Annotated in this window: 17 protein-coding genes and 1 pseudogene; 5 read left to right on the forward strand and 13 right to left on the reverse strand. The window is 71.4% G+C overall.

Annotated features, from left to right (window positions below):
* Positions 1-107: 107 nt before the first annotated feature.
* The 3 genes from ACFYPA_RS22285 to ACFYPA_RS22295 form a co-directional block, all read right to left on the reverse strand.
* A complete protein-coding gene (locus ACFYPA_RS22285) occupies positions 108-932 on the reverse strand; it encodes a hypothetical protein (protein WP_389133740.1) in 825 nt (274 codons plus the stop codon).
* Positions 933-1401: 469 nt separating this feature from the next.
* Positions 1402-1587, reverse strand: coding sequence for a hypothetical protein (locus ACFYPA_RS22290; protein ID WP_359083606.1), 186 nt, complete (start codon positions 1585-1587; stop codon positions 1402-1404).
* 58 nt (positions 1588-1645) lie between these two features.
* Positions 1646-2023, reverse strand: a complete 378-nt coding sequence (locus ACFYPA_RS22295; RefSeq protein WP_359083607.1) for a VOC family protein — start codon at positions 2021-2023, stop codon at positions 1646-1648.
* Positions 2024-2236: 213 nt separating this feature from the next.
* On the opposite strand from ACFYPA_RS22295, the gene ACFYPA_RS22300 reads away from it, so the two are divergent.
* Entirely contained in the window at positions 2237-2461 is a 225-nt protein-coding gene (locus tag ACFYPA_RS22300; protein ID WP_359083608.1) for a hypothetical protein, read from the forward strand.
* Between the two features lie 202 nt (positions 2462-2663).
* Here the strand turns inward: ACFYPA_RS22300 and ACFYPA_RS22305 are convergent, their stop codons facing one another.
* The 3 genes from ACFYPA_RS22305 to ACFYPA_RS22315 form a co-directional block, all read right to left on the reverse strand.
* Positions 2664-2822, reverse strand: a complete 159-nt coding sequence (locus ACFYPA_RS22305; RefSeq protein WP_359083609.1) for a hypothetical protein — start codon at positions 2820-2822, stop codon at positions 2664-2666.
* A 212-nt stretch (positions 2823-3034) separates the two neighbouring features.
* The gene (locus tag ACFYPA_RS22310) at positions 3035-3655 is read right to left on the reverse strand and encodes a flavin reductase family protein (RefSeq protein ID WP_359083610.1); all 621 of its coding nucleotides are present in this window, start codon (positions 3653-3655) and stop codon (positions 3035-3037) included.
* Between the two features lie 36 nt (positions 3656-3691).
* Complete coding sequence (locus tag ACFYPA_RS22315) at positions 3692-4078, reverse strand: hypothetical protein (protein WP_359315649.1); 387 nt, start codon at positions 4076-4078, stop codon at positions 3692-3694.
* Positions 4079-4161: 83 nt separating this feature from the next.
* Between ACFYPA_RS22315 and ACFYPA_RS22320 the strand changes: the two are divergent.
* The 3 genes and pseudogenes from ACFYPA_RS22320 to lnt form a co-directional block, all read left to right on the forward strand.
* Positions 4162-4269 (forward strand): annotated as a pseudogene (locus ACFYPA_RS22320) (universal stress protein); the annotation flags it as partial.
* A gap of 47 nt (positions 4270-4316) precedes the next feature.
* Entirely contained in the window at positions 4317-4826 is a 510-nt protein-coding gene (locus ACFYPA_RS22325) for a nuclear transport factor 2 family protein (RefSeq protein ID WP_359352895.1), read from the forward strand.
* Between the two features lie 114 nt (positions 4827-4940).
* Positions 4941-6593: an apolipoprotein N-acyltransferase gene (lnt, locus tag ACFYPA_RS22330; RefSeq protein WP_359315646.1), complete on the forward strand. Its 1653-nt coding sequence runs from the start codon at positions 4941-4943 to the stop codon at positions 6591-6593.
* A gap of 12 nt (positions 6594-6605) precedes the next feature.
* On the opposite strand, the gene ACFYPA_RS22335 is transcribed toward lnt, so the two are convergent.
* On the reverse strand, positions 6606-6962 hold the full coding sequence (locus ACFYPA_RS22335) for a hypothetical protein (RefSeq protein ID WP_359083614.1): 357 nt from the start codon (positions 6960-6962) through the stop codon (positions 6606-6608).
* 101 nt (positions 6963-7063) lie between these two features.
* Positions 7064-7963, reverse strand: coding sequence for a Gfo/Idh/MocA family protein (locus tag ACFYPA_RS22340; protein WP_389133745.1), 900 nt, complete (start codon positions 7961-7963; stop codon positions 7064-7066).
* A 280-nt stretch (positions 7964-8243) separates the two neighbouring features.
* Between ACFYPA_RS22340 and ACFYPA_RS22345 the strand changes: the two genes are divergently transcribed.
* Entirely contained in the window at positions 8244-8672 is a 429-nt protein-coding gene (locus ACFYPA_RS22345; protein WP_359083617.1) for a hypothetical protein, read from the forward strand.
* Between the two features lie 61 nt (positions 8673-8733).
* On the opposite strand, the gene ACFYPA_RS22350 is transcribed toward ACFYPA_RS22345, so the two are convergent.
* The 5 genes from ACFYPA_RS22350 to fabG all read right to left on the reverse strand — a co-directional run bounded on the left by ACFYPA_RS22350 (position 8734) and on the right by fabG (position 13431).
* On the reverse strand, positions 8734-9219 hold the full coding sequence (locus ACFYPA_RS22350) for a hypothetical protein (protein ID WP_359315644.1): 486 nt from the start codon (positions 9217-9219) through the stop codon (positions 8734-8736).
* Between the two features lie 163 nt (positions 9220-9382).
* Entirely contained in the window at positions 9383-10066 is a 684-nt protein-coding gene (locus ACFYPA_RS22355) for a uracil-DNA glycosylase (RefSeq protein WP_359083619.1), read from the reverse strand.
* 128 nt (positions 10067-10194) lie between these two features.
* Positions 10195-11775: an ABC transporter substrate-binding protein gene (locus ACFYPA_RS22360; protein WP_359083620.1), complete on the reverse strand. Its 1581-nt coding sequence runs from the start codon at positions 11773-11775 to the stop codon at positions 10195-10197.
* A gap of 118 nt (positions 11776-11893) precedes the next feature.
* A complete protein-coding gene (locus tag ACFYPA_RS22365) occupies positions 11894-12649 on the reverse strand; it encodes an SDR family oxidoreductase (protein WP_359083621.1) in 756 nt (251 codons plus the stop codon).
* A gap of 20 nt (positions 12650-12669) precedes the next feature.
* Positions 12670-13431, reverse strand: coding sequence for a 3-oxoacyl-ACP reductase FabG (gene fabG / locus ACFYPA_RS22370; protein ID WP_219567929.1), 762 nt, complete (start codon positions 13429-13431; stop codon positions 12670-12672).
* Positions 13432-13523: the final 92 nt, after the last annotated feature.

Consider the following 13523-nt stretch of genomic DNA (forward strand, 5'->3'; position numbering starts at 1 on the left):
CGCCCCGCCCGGGGGGGGGGGGGGGGGGGGGGGGGGGGGGGGGGGCGCGGGCCCGGGGGCGGGGGGGTCCCACTCCCCCCCGGCTCCCCCCCCCCCACGCCCAGGGTCTACGCCGAGTGCAGCACTCGCCGGTACGCCGAGTGCAGCACTCGGACTTGAGTGGCGACGTAGTCCCCGGCCGACGACGCCGCCGCGGAGGTGGTGTCGCCGTAGTACGTCCACCGCCACGTTCCCGGCCCGGTGGCCTTCACCGTGGTCCTGAGGGCCCCTGTCGCACTCGACGTCGCGGTCCTGACCGTCTTGTACGAGGAGGCGCCCGACGCCTTGAACTGCAGGCTGACGGTACGGCCCGCGTACCCCTGGTACGTGTGGGTGTCCCAGTTCGCCCGTGTGACCCGCCCGGTCACGGTGATCGTCTTCCCCACCGCGACCGGCTCCGGTGACGCGTCGACGGTGACGCGTGTGGCCCGCTGGATCCGCAGCGGGAGATTCACGTCGTCAATGTCCTGGGTGTCACCGGGGAGATAGACCTGCGCAGCAGTCCGCCAGGTGCCAGCGTCCTCATTCCCGAAGTCGAGATCCCGCGGGTCGATGTACAGCCATTCCTCGAAGTCGCAGATCCCCTTGGCGCTGTCCACGACCTTGCAGTCGCTGCCGATGATGGCGCTCTGCACGGTCTCCGCGTTTTCCGTCGTCCCCCGGTAGGGAAACACCATCGGCCCGAGGTCGTACCTGAGCTTGGTCGTCATCCGGAAGACCGCGTGCACCTCGACCCGCTCCTGGCCCCCGATCACGATCGGCTTCCCGCCGTTCACCGAGACCCGGCTGAAGGCGACCCCGCCCTCCGCCGCCCCGGCAGGCACCCCCGCCACCCCTGTGAACACAAGCGCCGCTCCACCGGCGACCACCGCTTTCCACATCGTCCTGCCCATATTCGAGCTCGCCCCTTCCCCTGCGACCTGGACCGGACGCGTAGGCGCACCGGCCGGAAGCCTGTCTTCTCGGCTGCCTGTGGGACAGCAGAGGGCTGTGCGCGGTTGTACGCGGTGCGGCAACGATTCGATCACCACGGCATGCGGTGAGCACTCGGAGGCCGTGGTGCACCGGACCGTGTTCGTGAACACACCCCGGCACGCAACAGCCCGCAGGCGCAAGGGATTCGATGGCAGTACTGCTGCGTAGTGAGCCGGAGGCCGGGGTAACGACGGTGAAGCCGTAGCAGCCGGAGCGTTACCTGGCCAGCCCGCGACCTGGGACGCATCAGCCATCCTTCAGCCATGCGACCGCAGCTGCCACGGCTGCCGGCACGCCCCCCTGTACAGCCTCCAGGCCCGCGTGACCTCGGCCTCCGCAGAAGGCCCCTGCACCAGTGGGGCTCATTCCGTGGCCGGTCAGGGCTGGTCAGGTGGCCGGATGGGCGTCCGTCTTCAAGGCCCATCCGGTGCCCGGGCAGCCTGCCGGCAACGGCGGGAAGCGATGGCCCTTCACATCGGTGCTCCAGTGATGGTCCCCACCGCGGTCACACTCGTAGATCCCGCTCTCGGGGACGATCTCGCCCGGGTGCCATGTCGTCTGTTCCTCGCTCATACCCTCTGGTCTACGTCGCCGCACGGCCGCCCGCGACTCAGGAGGCGGCGGGCTGCCCTCAGTGACGAACCAGGCAGAACGGGTGCCCCGCGGGATCGGCATAGACGCGCCAGCTCCGCCCCTCGGGACCGCCGTCCAATACGGTCGCCCCCATGGCCAGCACCTGTTCTTGAGCGCGGTCGAGGTCAGCGACAGCGAAGTCCATGTGGAACTGCTGGGGACGAGCCGGGTCCGGCCACAGAGGCGGCCGATAGTCGGTTGCCCGTTGGAAGGCGAGAACGAGACCCGCGGCCGTGTGCAGCGTTGCCCAGCCGTCGTCGAGTGCCCACCGTCCATCCTGCTGATTGACGGTCCCACCGAGCACCGCCCCGTAGAACTCGGCGAGTCCCACCGGGTCCGGGCAGTCCAGCACCACACATTGAAGATCAGCAATCATGCGTCGGATCCTAGGTGGCCCGGCAGGGGGCCCGGCCCTCACTACCCCGGATCGCGCGATCAGCCTCGCGGCGCGGCGTCGATGCGGCCCCATCACGGTGTGACGCCGAGCCGGCCGGGCTCGGCGCCCGGGCCGTACCCCCTCCCCGTGCCACGGCCCGTGCCCGCACGGGAACCGGATGCGGGCACGCGGACCTGGGGCCACGCTGGATGTATGGCTACTCCCCCGATTGTGATCCACCGACCGAACCCGTCCGGCGCGCGGCTCGTCACCGTGCACATCGCAGGCCGCGAGGAGAGACTCGGGCTCGCGCACAGCGATCACGATGTCATCGTGTTCCTCGCCGACGCCGGCATGGCGGACCCGGCACGCGCCCTCGACACCCCGTCCCTCGTCGAGTGGCAGGGCGCCGCCGCTCATGACTTCGCCGCGGGCTGAGGCGTAGCGGGAGTCGGATGGCCGGTAGCGCTCTTGATCTTTCGGTGCCCGGGCTCGGTGTGGTCCGCCGCCGGGGCGAACAGGTGGTGGCGCGGGAACCACCGAGAGCAAGTGCCCGCGCGGACGTGGTCCCCGGGTGCCGCGCGGCCCCCGGCCCCGCCGGAGCGGGTACGGGGGCAGCGCGGGCCTCGACCGGGTGGTGTCACTCGGTCTCGACGAAGGGCGGAAGATCGGGTTCGACGAACAGCCCCTGGTAGCGCGGGGTCGGAACGGCCTCGGCGCGGCCCGGGGCTTCGGACGCCGAGCCCGCCGTGCTCTCGTCCGAGCGCCGCTGCACCTGGCGGGGCGGGGTATCAGCCATCGGGTCTCCTGTTGTTTCGCAGTTGCTTTGTGAGGGCCCCGGGGCGCCGTCCGGTCCTCGGAACGCGGCGGCGACGGGGGTGTGGCACCGTCCCGGCCCCACACCCACCAGGGCACCGGTATCCGACGAGGCCTGCTGAGACTATCCGTTGTCGCGGGGCCGGCGGTCGGCACCGTCCTGCGGCCCGTTCGCGATTCGCCTGCACAGCCGCGTCAGCGGGCGTCGCGGTCCTCCTGCCACCGGGTGTACGGGACGCGGGAGATCTCCCGTACACCTCCGAACGTGCCCCACTCGTCCTTGCCGAGCCGGGTCAACGGGCGGAGCGCGGTGACCTCCGGATGCCCGTCACTCATGACGTCCTCGTCGACCGCGGCGTGCACCACGCGGCCGAACACCACGGTGGAGTCGCCGAGCAGGACCGTGCTGTGCAGTTCACATTCCAGCGCGACCGGCGAGCCCGCCACGCGCGGCGGCTTCACCCGCAGGCTGGGCTCCTGCTCGACGCCCACGGCCTCGAACTCGCTGATGCCGCGCGGGAAGTCGGTCGCCGTGGCGTTGATCTGCTCGAAGAGCTTCTCCGGGGCGAAGTTCACCACGAAGGAGCCCGTCGCCTCGATGTTGCGCAGGGTGTCCTTGCGCCCGACCGAGGTGAACTGCACGACGGGCGGGCTGACGCAGGCGATCGTGAAGAAGGAGTGGGGGGCCAGGTTGGCCGTCTCGCCGTCCGGGGTGACGGTCGAGACCCAGGCGATGGGCCGGGGGACGACCACGGCGGTGAGCAGCCGGTAGAACGTGCCGGTGTCGGTGGCCCCGGGATCGATGTCGATGCGCATGACGCCGAGTATGGCGTCCCTGCCCCCCCCGCCTTCCTACGCCTGCGCGTCCCCCGGGTCTCCCGGTCCCTCGGAACCGAACTGCTCGGCCCGCAGGGCCAGGTCCTGGAGGACATCGGCGGACGTCACGTCCGTCTGCCCCGAGTCGTGCACCTGCGCCAGCATCGCGAACGCCAGGGTGAACGCGCCCACGAGTTGCTCCACCGCGCCGCCGACCTCCCGGCCGACCAGAACCACCACGTCCTCGATCGTGGCGTCCTCGGGGATCGCGATCCGTGGCATCGTCTCGTTGAGGAGGGCGGTCACCACGGTCGAATCGTTGCTGGGGTCGTCACGGTCCGGGTCCTCCTCCAAGAGGCGGCGCATCTCGCCCGCTTCGGTGAGGATGCCGATCACACGTTTCACGACTTCGCTCTGCTCCATCCCGCGAGCATAGGTGCAGGCGCACCGGTCGACGAGAACGACAAGCGTCAGGGGCCCGCCGTGCCGGGCCGGCGGACCACGGCTCCCGCCCCGGCGCCCGGCTGCGGATCGTGCCCGGCTGGACGACGTTCTCGTCGATGCTCTCCGGCGGCCCCGTCCTCGACCTCGACGCGGCGGCCGACGCCGCCGAGGGCGCACGGCCCTTGGCCCCTGGCGCCCGTGGGCCCACACTGACCCGATGACGCAGCGTGTGGATCTCTCGACCGTGATGGACCGGCTCTCCATCGATGCAGTGATCACCGGCTACGCGGTGGCGGTGGACGACGGCGCGTGGCCGGACTACCGGGCCCTGTTCACCGCGGACGGCCGCGCCGACTACCGCACCGCGGGCGGCATCGAGGGGTCCGCCGCCGAGGTCGCCCAATGGCTCTCGCAGACCATGCTGCTGTTTCCCGTACGGCAGCACCTGATCGTCAACCGTCGCCTGGACCTCCAGGACCTGGGCGGCTACCCGGGCGACCGCGCCCGGGTGCAGGCCGACTACATGAACCCGATGCGGCTCGTGCGCGAGGCGGAGGGGGACCGGAGCGGGGACTCCGCCTCCGGGGACCGTCCGACCGCCCCGAACTTCGTCTCCGGCGGGCGCTACGCCTTCGAACTGCTGCGTACCGACGGCGGCTGGCGGATCCAGGGCGTGACGGTCCATGAGAAGTGGCGGGACGTGTCGGCCGCCCCCATCGCCGGGTGATCCGCCCCGCTCCGCTTCCGCTGCCCCACACTGGGGGAACAACAGGGGAACGGGATCGCGAATGACGCCTGCCGGCCGGCAGGCCGGAGGAGGCGCGGCATGAGGAGGCGCGGCATGCCGAGCGGGGTCGTGGGGCGCGGGCGCGCCGAACGGATACTCGACTCGGCCCTTGGGCGCGCGGGCGCCGCGCTCCTCGCGGGCGCCCTGCCCGCGCTCGCGTTCCCCGCACCGGGACTGTGGTGGTTCGCGTACGTCGCCCTGGTTCCGTTGCTGCTGCTGATCCGGTCCGCCGGTACGGGGCGCAGGGCGGCGCTCGACGGCTGGCTCGGCGGGACGGGTTACATGCTGGCGGTCCACCACTGGCTGATGCCGAGCCTGCACGTGTTCATCGTGGTGCTGGCGGCCCTGCTCGGTCTGCTGTGGGCGCCGTGGGGGGTGCTGGTCTCCCGGCTCCTGCGCGGACGGGCGTCCGGCGGCGGAGTCGTCGCGGCCGTGATCGTCATCCCGTGCGGCTGGCTGATGATCGAGGCGGTCCGGTCCTGGGAGGGGCTCGGCGGCCCCTGGGGGCTCCTGGGCGCGAGCCAGTGGCAGGTGCCCCCGGCGCTCCGGCTGGCCTCGGTGGGCGGGGTGTGGCTGGTGACCCTGCTGGTGGTCGCGGTGAACTCGGCGCTCGCCCTGCTGCTCGCGGCCCCCACCGCCCGCACGGTGTCCGCCGTCACGCTTGTGGCGGCCGCCGTGGCCGTGGGATCGGTGTGGACGTGGGCGCCGCGGCCCGAGCGGTCAGGGACGGCACGGATCGCCGTCGTGCAGCCCGGCGTCATCGAGGGGCCCGGCAGCGTGCAGCGCCGCTTCGCGCGCAGCGAGGAGCTGACGCGCTCGTTGGCGGGCCGGGACCTCGACCTGGTCGTGTGGGGGGAGAGCAGCGTCGGCGTCGATCCGGTCCGGCGGCCCGAAGTCACCGCCCGGATCGCCGCGTTGTCGCGCCTGGTGGGCGCGGATGTGCTGGTGAACGTCGATGCCCGGCAGACCGACGCGGCGGGCCGGACCGGAATCTTCAAGAGCGCCGTGCTGGTGGGTCCGCGGGGGCTGACCGGGGACCGTTACGACAAGATGCGCCTGGTGCCGTTCGGGGAGTACATCCCGGCCCGCGCGGCTCTCGGCTGGGCCACTTCGATGGGCAAGGCCGCGGGCGAGGACCGGCTGCGCGGGACGGGTCCGGTGACGATGACGCTGCCCGGTGCGGACGGCCTGCGCTTCGGTCCGCTGGTCTGCTTCGAGTCCGCGTTCCCCGACATGAGCCGACGGCTGACCCGGGACGGCGCACAGCTCCTGATCGCCCAGTCGTCCACGTCGTCCTTCCAGCACGGCTGGGCGCCCGGCCAGCACGCCTCGCTGGGCGCGCTGCGGGCCGCCGAGAACGGCCGCCCCATGGTGCACGCGACGCTCACGGGCGTCAGTGCGGTGTACGGCCCCCAGGGGCAGCGTGTCGGCTCCCCTCTCGGTACGGATACGAGCGGGGCCGCCGTGTACGACGTGCCGCTGGCCCGGGGCACGACGCTGTACGTCCGGCTGGGCGACTGGCCGCTGTACGGCGCGCTGGGGGTACTGGCCGCTTTCTGCGCCGTCGAGGGCGTGCGGTCCGTGCGCGGGCGGGCGCGGATGGAACCGGCAGGGGCGGTCTCCGCGCCGGCCACGCCGGGTGGTGCGGGGCCGGTGGGCGCCGCCCGTACGCCGGAGGAGGCCCCGGCAGAGTCCGCGCCGCAGTGAGGCAGGCCGTGCTCAGGCGGTACGGGCCGGTCCGTGCACCGTGACGATGTCGCCCATGGCGTCGACGGTGAGCGCGACCCGCTCGACCTTGTGCGTCACGCCGAGGACCAGCCACACCACGCCCCAGAGGAAGCAGGTGAACGCGGTGAGTACGGCGTGCAGCACATGGTTCAGCGGCCGGCCACGGACCATGACGACCTGGGTCTCGGAGCGGGACTCCACACGCCAGCCGCTCGCGATGCGCTGATTGACCGCCCAGTCGAGGATCAGGGCGCGCTGTACGGCGTCGGGCGGCCGGCCGTCCGCCGAGTAGTACCCCGGGGGCGGCTGGAGAGCACCCCAGCCCTCTGGTTCGCGGTGGGGCTTCACGAGGTCACCTCCACGGCCCGGCGGTCCATCCCCCCAGCCTGCATCGGGGCCGTTCCGCACGCATCCGGAGCGGTCTCCCGTGCGGCCGGCGGGCCACGGCGCTACGCGCAGTCGAGGTCCCGCAGCACCCGCTCGCACAGCTCGTGCGTCTCCAGGGCGTCCCGCGCGCTCAGCAGTTTTCCGGCCCGGACGGCGTCCAGGAACGACCACACGCTCTGCTCGATGCCGCGCTGGCGGGCCACCGGCACCCAGTCCCCGCGCCGCCGCAGGCTCGGCTGGCCCTTGTGGTCGATCACCTCGGCGAGGTTGACCACTTCGCGTTTGGAGTCCTGGCCCGAGACCTCCAGCCGCTCCTCGGTCGAGCCGCTGAGCCGGTTCATCGCCCCGATCGCGGTGAAACCGTCCCCGGACAGCTGGAGCACGACGTGATGCATCAGGCCGTCACGGATCCTGGCCCGGACGACGGTGTGCTCGATGGGGCCGGGGGCCAGGAAGCGCAGGGTGTCGACCACGTGGATGAAGTCGTCGAGGACCATGGTCCTCGGCTCCTCCGGCAGGCCGACCCGGTTCTTCTGCATGAGGATCAGCTCGCGGGGGTGCTCGACGCACTGCGCGTAGCCGGGCGCGACCCGACGGTTGAAGCCGACCGCCAGGGTGACACCACGTGCCTCGGCGAGTTCCACCAAGCGCTCGGACTCGGCGAATTCGTAGGCCAGCGGCTTGTCGACATAGGTGGGGACGCCCGCGTCGAGGAGCCGGCCGGTGATCTCCGGGTGGACGGCCGTCGGGGCGTGCACGAACGCCGCGTCCAGGCCCCGGGCGAGCAGCGAGTCGAGGTCGGTGTGGCACTGCCCGGCCGGGATGCGGTGAGCGGCGGCGACGGAGGACAGGGTGGCGGGGGTCCGGGTCTGCAGATGCAGTTCGACCCCCGGCAGGGTGGTGAGTACCGGCAGGTACGCCTTCTGCGCGATGTCGCCGAGCCCGATGCAGCCGACCTTCACAGGGTCTCCTTCTCGCTGTTCAGCGCCGCGCGTGGCGGTCCTCCTCCGTAGAGGCCTACCGCCGCCGGGTCGGCGCGTCCTTCGTCGGGGCAGCATACGTGTGCTCGGGGGGCCGCCGGCCGGCGATGTGCCCGGCCGGACTTCCGGACGCCCCACGCCTCCCCCCGCGACCTGACCCGGGGCGACACGCGGGGGCGTCACCCTGACCGGGTCACTCGTGCGGGCCAATCCTGGCTTCCCGGCTCACCCGAGGGCCCGTCCACCCTCCAGAGTTGATCAGGTGCATCGAACCAGAACCACCGCGAAGCTCCTGGCCGGCGTGGCCGTCACGGCCCTGTCCGGGTGTGTGTCCGTACAACCGCAGCCGAGCCCGCCGGCACCTCCGGAGAGCAGCCGGCCGGCGCAGCACCTGGCCCCGCAGATCGTCCGGCCCCCGGTACGCGACACGCTGGAGGCCCTGCCGGATCCGAAGCCTTCGCCCTCGGCCACCCCGGCAGCGCGGCGCGACGGGCCGCGGCCCCCGCAGCAGCAGCGCTCCGGGCAGTCCCGTCCGCAGCCGCGCCGGGCCGGTCCGCCCGCGTCCGTCCCCGTTCCCGCCGTGCCGGCTCCCGTCACCGGAGCGGACGTGTGCGCGCTCGGCCGGGGCTACGGGCACTGGCCCGCGGGCAGTCCGCAGTCGCGGATCTGTGACGACACCTACGGCCGCTGACGCGGCGGGCCACGCCCCGTCCCCGCGCGACCCGCACGGGGCACCTCCTGGGCGGCGGCCGCTAGAACTCCCGCAGCCGCCGCTCCAGCCGTCCGATGGCCGCCCGGACCCCTCCCCCGTACCCGTCGTCCTCACTGTCGTCCGCGAGGATGCCCGAGGCGTCCCGGGCCCGGTCCAGATGGATCCGGGCGGCGGCGGGACGGCGGAGCTTCACGTAGTCCGCCGCGAGGTTGAGATGCAGCGAGGGATAGAAGGCCCGCACCGCGAGCGGGCCCCGGTGAGGGGCCACGCCCTCGTCGGACAGCGCCTGGGCGGCGAACAGGGCGCGCAGGTCCCAGGCCAGTTCGTCGCCGGGGTCGTCCTGGGTGTCGGCCATGTAGTGCGCGAGGGCGCACCGGTGCCATGCGTCCCCGCTCTCGCCGATCTCCGCCCAGAGCGCGCCGAAGCGGTTGCGGGCCTCCTCGCGGTCACCGCCGTGCAGCAACATGATCGCCTGACCGATTCTGGTCGCGACGACGTCCTGCGACGCCTCCTGCTGCTCCGTCACCGCGGTCTCCCTCGCACCTGTCCACCCGCACCCGGCCGATCGGCCTCGGCCTGCCCCGGCTACCCCTGACGGATTCTTACCATTTCCGCCGGCTTCATCCGGTTGTGGCCGCTTCCGACGCTAGTCGTCGTGGCGGGCATGCGCACTCAGGCTCCGGCGCGCCTCAGCCCAGGTCGGGGATGCGCCAGTCGATGGGCCGGTGTCCCTGCGCCGCGACCGCCTCGTTGATCTGCGTGAACGGGCGGGAGCCGAAGAACTTCTTCGCCGACAGGGGCGAGGGGTGGGCGCCCTTCACCACCACGTGGCGCTCCTCGTCGATCAGCGGCAGCTTCTTCTGCGCGTAGTTGCCCCAGAGCACGAAGACCGCCGGGTCGGGTCGCGCGGCGACGGCGCGGATCACGGCGTCCGTGACCTTCTCCCAGCCCTTGCCCTTGTGGGAGTTGGCCTCCCCCGCACGCACCGTCAGCACCGCGTTGAGCAGGAGTACGCCCTGCTCGGCCCACGGCATCAGATACCCGTTGTCCGGGACCGGCAGGCCGAGCTCCTCCTTCATCTCCTTGTAGATGTTGCGCAACGAGGGCGGTGTCTTCACACCCGGCCGCACGGAGAAGCACAGGCCGTGGCCCTGGCCCTCGCCGTGGTACGGGTCCTGGCCGAGGACCAGGACCTTCACCCTGTCGTACGGGGTGGCTTCCAGAGCCGCGAACACCTGATCCCGGGGCGGATAGACCGGCCCCTCGGCCCGCTCCTTCTCGACGAACTCGGTGAGCTCCCTGAAATACGGGCTCTCGAGCTCCTCGCCGAGGACGCCGCGCCAGGACTCGGGCAGCGAGTAGGTGTCGGTCACGTCAACAACCTCCGGTAAGCAATCGGTTCTTGATCCCCGAACCTACCGGGAGCCACTGACAACGGGCTCCGGGGAGCCCTCCGGGGGCCCGCACGGCGACTCGGCCGCCGGGCCCCGTGGGGCTGCCGCTACCAGCTGGCCTTGCGGTACAGCTCCCACATCTGCATGACCGTCTGCGGGTCCAGCGCGCGCTCGCCGCCGCCGATGTCCTCGCCCGCGGCGACGTAGAGCTTGCCCTGCCACAGCGGCAGCAGGCGGACGTCGTCGACCAGGATCTTCTGGGCCCGCTCGAACTGCTTGCTGACCGCGCCTCGGTCGCTCTCCTTGCGGGACTGCGGCAGCAGTTCCTTCGTGATCTCGTCCTTCACGTAGGGCATGCCGGTGACGCTGTCCTTGCCGACGAAGGGGGCGATGAAGTTGTCCGGGTCCGGGAAGTCCGGGAACCAGCCTCGGCCGAAGACGGGGTACTCACCCTTGGTGAAGCCCTCCTGGAAGGTCTTCCAGGGCTTGCTCTTCAGGGTGATCCTGAACAGTCCGGAAGCCTCCAGCTGGCGCTTGAGCTCGGCGAACTCGGGAGCCGTGGACGATCCGTAGCGGTCGGTCGTGAACCAGAACGTCATCGCGACCGGCTCGGTGATACCCGCCTCGGTGAGGATCTTCTTGGCCTTCTTCTTGTCCGGGTCGCCGAACGAGTCGAAGAAGCTGGTCGTGTGCGCCGCGATGCCCTTGGGCACCATGGAGTACAGCGGCTCGGCGGTGCCCCTGTATACCTTCGCCACCAGGGCGTCACGGTCCACGAGCTGGGCTATGGCCCGCCGGACGGCCGGGTTCCCGGCTGCCGGGTCCTCCGGGTTGAAGACCAGGAAGCGGATGTCGGCGCCGACCGACTCGACGATCTGGAGGTCGCTGTTCGCGTCCTTGTTGTCCTCGAGGTTCACCACCTCCTCGGCACCCAGGCCGCGGTAGGTGGCGTCGATCTCGTTCTTCTTCAGCGCCGCGACCATGGCGCCGGACTCCTTGAAGTACCGGATGGTCACCGCGTCGTTCTTGCGATCGGCGAAGCCCTTGTAGTCGGGGTTCCGCACCAGCACGGAACGGTCACCCTGCTTGTAGTCGTCCAGCAGATAGGGACCGGACCCGGTCACCTCGCCGTCCTCGCGGACTTTGTGCTTCGAGTACGCGCTGGGCGCCACCAGCGACATGGCGGGTGTGGCCAGTACGAACGGGAAGGTGGCGTCCGGCTTGCTCAGGTGGAAGATGACGACGTCGTCGCCCTTGGTCTCCACGCGGTCGAGCGAGCCGAGCATGCCGACCGGGCCGCCCTTGACCGCGATGGACCTGATCCGGTCGATGGAGTACTTCACGGCCTCGGCGTCGAGCTTGTCCCCGTTGGAGAACTTCAGACCCTTGCGGAGCTCGCACCGGTAGGCGGTGCTGGTGGTGTCCGTGAACCGGCAGTTCTCAGCGGCGTCCGGCTCGGGGCTCGTACTGCCGGTGGGGAAACTCACCAGGGTCTGGAACACGTTGCGCATCAGCTCCCAGGAGCCGTCCCACGCCGCGGCGGGGTCCAGGGTGGACGGCTCGCTGGTGGTTCCGACCGACAGCTTCTGTTCCACGTCCGAACCGCCGCCGGGAAGCAGACCGCAGCCGGCCAGCAAAGACAGGGATGCAAGGGCTGCAGCAGCCTGCAGACTGGCCCGGTAGAACACGCGCACGCTCCTCGATCAGCCATGGGTCGGCAGACCATACCGCAGCGCCCCGCCGGGTCAATCCGTCGGCCCGGCGGGGCACTTGAGTCAATCAGGGCCAAACCGGCCCAGGCCGTTCTCAGCCCACGCCGGCATTCAGGAAAATCCCGCCGTCGACCACGAGGGTCTGTCCGGTGATCCAGTCGGACTGGCTCGACGTGAGGAAGGCCGCGGCCCCGCCGATGTCCGACGGGACGCCGAGGCGGCCCAGCGGGTAGGCGGCGGCGGCCTCCGCCTCGCGGCCCTCGTACAGCGCCTGCGCGAACCTGGTCTTCACGACCGCGGGAGCGATCGAATTGACCCGGACGACCGGCGCGAACTCGTGCGCGAGCTGCAGGGTCAGATTGACCATGGCCGCCTTGCTCATGCCGTACGCCCCGATGAAGGGCGAGGCGGAGACGCCCGCGACGGAGGCGATGTTGACGATCGCCCCGCCGTTCTCCTTCTGCCAGGCCTTCCAGGTCTGCTGGGCGAAGCCGAGCGCCGAGATCACGTTCGTCTCGAAGACCTTCCGGGCCACGTTGAGGTCGAGCTCGGCGATCGGCCCGAAGACCGGGTTCGTGCCGGCGTTGTTGACCAGGAAGTCGACCCGGCCGAACGCCTCCATGGTGCGCTCGACGGCCACCGCCTGGTGCGCCTCGTCGTGCGCCTTGCCGGCGACGCCGATGACCCGGTCGGAGCCGAGCGCCTCCACGGCCTCCTTCAAGGCGTCCTCGCCGCGTCCGGTGATGCACACCCGGTCGCCGCGGGCGACGAGCGCCTCGGCGATGCCGTAGCCGATGCCCCGGCTCGCACCGGTGATCAGCGCGACCTTGCCACTGTCCTGCACAGTCATGATGTCCCTAGCCCTTCGGGTCAGTTGAGCGGTCCGCCGGCGACGTACATGACCTGACCCGAGACGAAGCCCGCGTCGTCGCCCGAGAAGAAGGCGATGGCGTTGGCGATGTCCTCCGGGAAGCCGACGCGCTGCACCGGGATCTGGGTGGCGGCGGCGGCCTGGAACTCCTCGAAGCCCATGCCGACGCGCTCCGCCGTCTGCGCGGTCATCTCGGTGACGATGAAGCCGGGCGCGACGGCGTTGGCGGTGATGCCGAACTTGCCGAGCTCCTTGGCGAGCGTCTTGGTGAAGCCCTGGAGGCCCGCCTTGACCGCGGCGTAGTTGGCCTGGCCGCGGTTGCCGAGGGCCGAGGAGGAGGACAGCGAGACGATCCGGCCGAACTTGGCGTCCACCATGTGCTTCTGGACGGCCTTGGCCATCAGGAACGCGCCCTTGAGGTGCACGTTCATCACGATGTCCCAGTCGGACTCGCTCATCTTGAACAGCAGGTTGTCGCGGAGCACGCCCGCGTTGTTGACGAGGATCGTCGGGGCACCGAGCTCGGCGGCGACCCGCGCGACGGCGGCCTCCACCTGGGCGCTGTCCGACACGTCGCAGCCGACGGCGAGGGCCCGGCCGCCGGCGGCGGTGATCTTCTCGACGGTGTCCTTGCAGGCCGCCTCGTCGAGGTCGAGTACGGCGACGGCGCGGCCCTCGGCCGCCAGGCGTACCGCGGTGGCGGCACCGATGCCCCGTGCGGCTCCGGTCACGATGGCTACGCGCTGCTCGGTGGTGGACATGCTTTGGCTCTCCTCGCCCTTGGATCGCGGCTCAGCGGACGTCAGGCGCATTCCCGAAGAACGTTCCCGATAACTGAGCAACCGCTTAGTAC

Source organism: Streptomyces sp. NPDC005775, from assembly GCF_042871565.1.
Classification (GTDB): domain Bacteria; phylum Actinomycetota; class Actinomycetes; order Streptomycetales; family Streptomycetaceae; genus Streptomyces.

What these genes read in the sequence shown, in the direction of transcription:
- ACFYPA_RS22285 (WP_389133740.1), bottom strand. Translation starts at nt 932, where the DNA reads ATGGGCAGGACGATGTGGAAAGCGGTGGTCGCCGGTGGAGCGGCGCTT.
- ACFYPA_RS22290 (WP_359083606.1), bottom strand. Translation starts at nt 1,587, where the DNA reads ATGAGCGAGGAACAGACGACATGGCACCCGGGCGAGATCGTCCCCGAG.
- ACFYPA_RS22295 (WP_359083607.1), bottom strand. Translation starts at nt 2,023, where the DNA reads ATGATTGCTGATCTTCAATGTGTGGTGCTGGACTGCCCGGACCCGGTG.
- ACFYPA_RS22300 (WP_359083608.1), top strand. Translation starts at nt 2,237, where the DNA reads ATGGCTACTCCCCCGATTGTGATCCACCGACCGAACCCGTCCGGCGCG.
- ACFYPA_RS22305 (WP_359083609.1), bottom strand. Translation starts at nt 2,822, where the DNA reads ATGGCTGATACCCCGCCCCGCCAGGTGCAGCGGCGCTCGGACGAGAGC.
- ACFYPA_RS22310 (WP_359083610.1), bottom strand. Translation starts at nt 3,655, where the DNA reads ATGCGCATCGACATCGATCCCGGGGCCACCGACACCGGCACGTTCTAC.
- ACFYPA_RS22315 (WP_359315649.1), bottom strand. Translation starts at nt 4,078, where the DNA reads ATGGAGCAGAGCGAAGTCGTGAAACGTGTGATCGGCATCCTCACCGAA.
- ACFYPA_RS22325 (WP_359352895.1), top strand. Translation starts at nt 4,317, where the DNA reads ATGACGCAGCGTGTGGATCTCTCGACCGTGATGGACCGGCTCTCCATC.
- lnt (WP_359315646.1), top strand. Translation starts at nt 4,941, where the DNA reads ATGCCGAGCGGGGTCGTGGGGCGCGGGCGCGCCGAACGGATACTCGAC.
- ACFYPA_RS22365 (WP_359083621.1), bottom strand. Translation starts at nt 12,649, where the DNA reads ATGACTGTGCAGGACAGTGGCAAGGTCGCGCTGATCACCGGTGCGAGC.
- fabG (WP_219567929.1), bottom strand. Translation starts at nt 13,431, where the DNA reads ATGTCCACCACCGAGCAGCGCGTAGCCATCGTGACCGGAGCCGCACGG.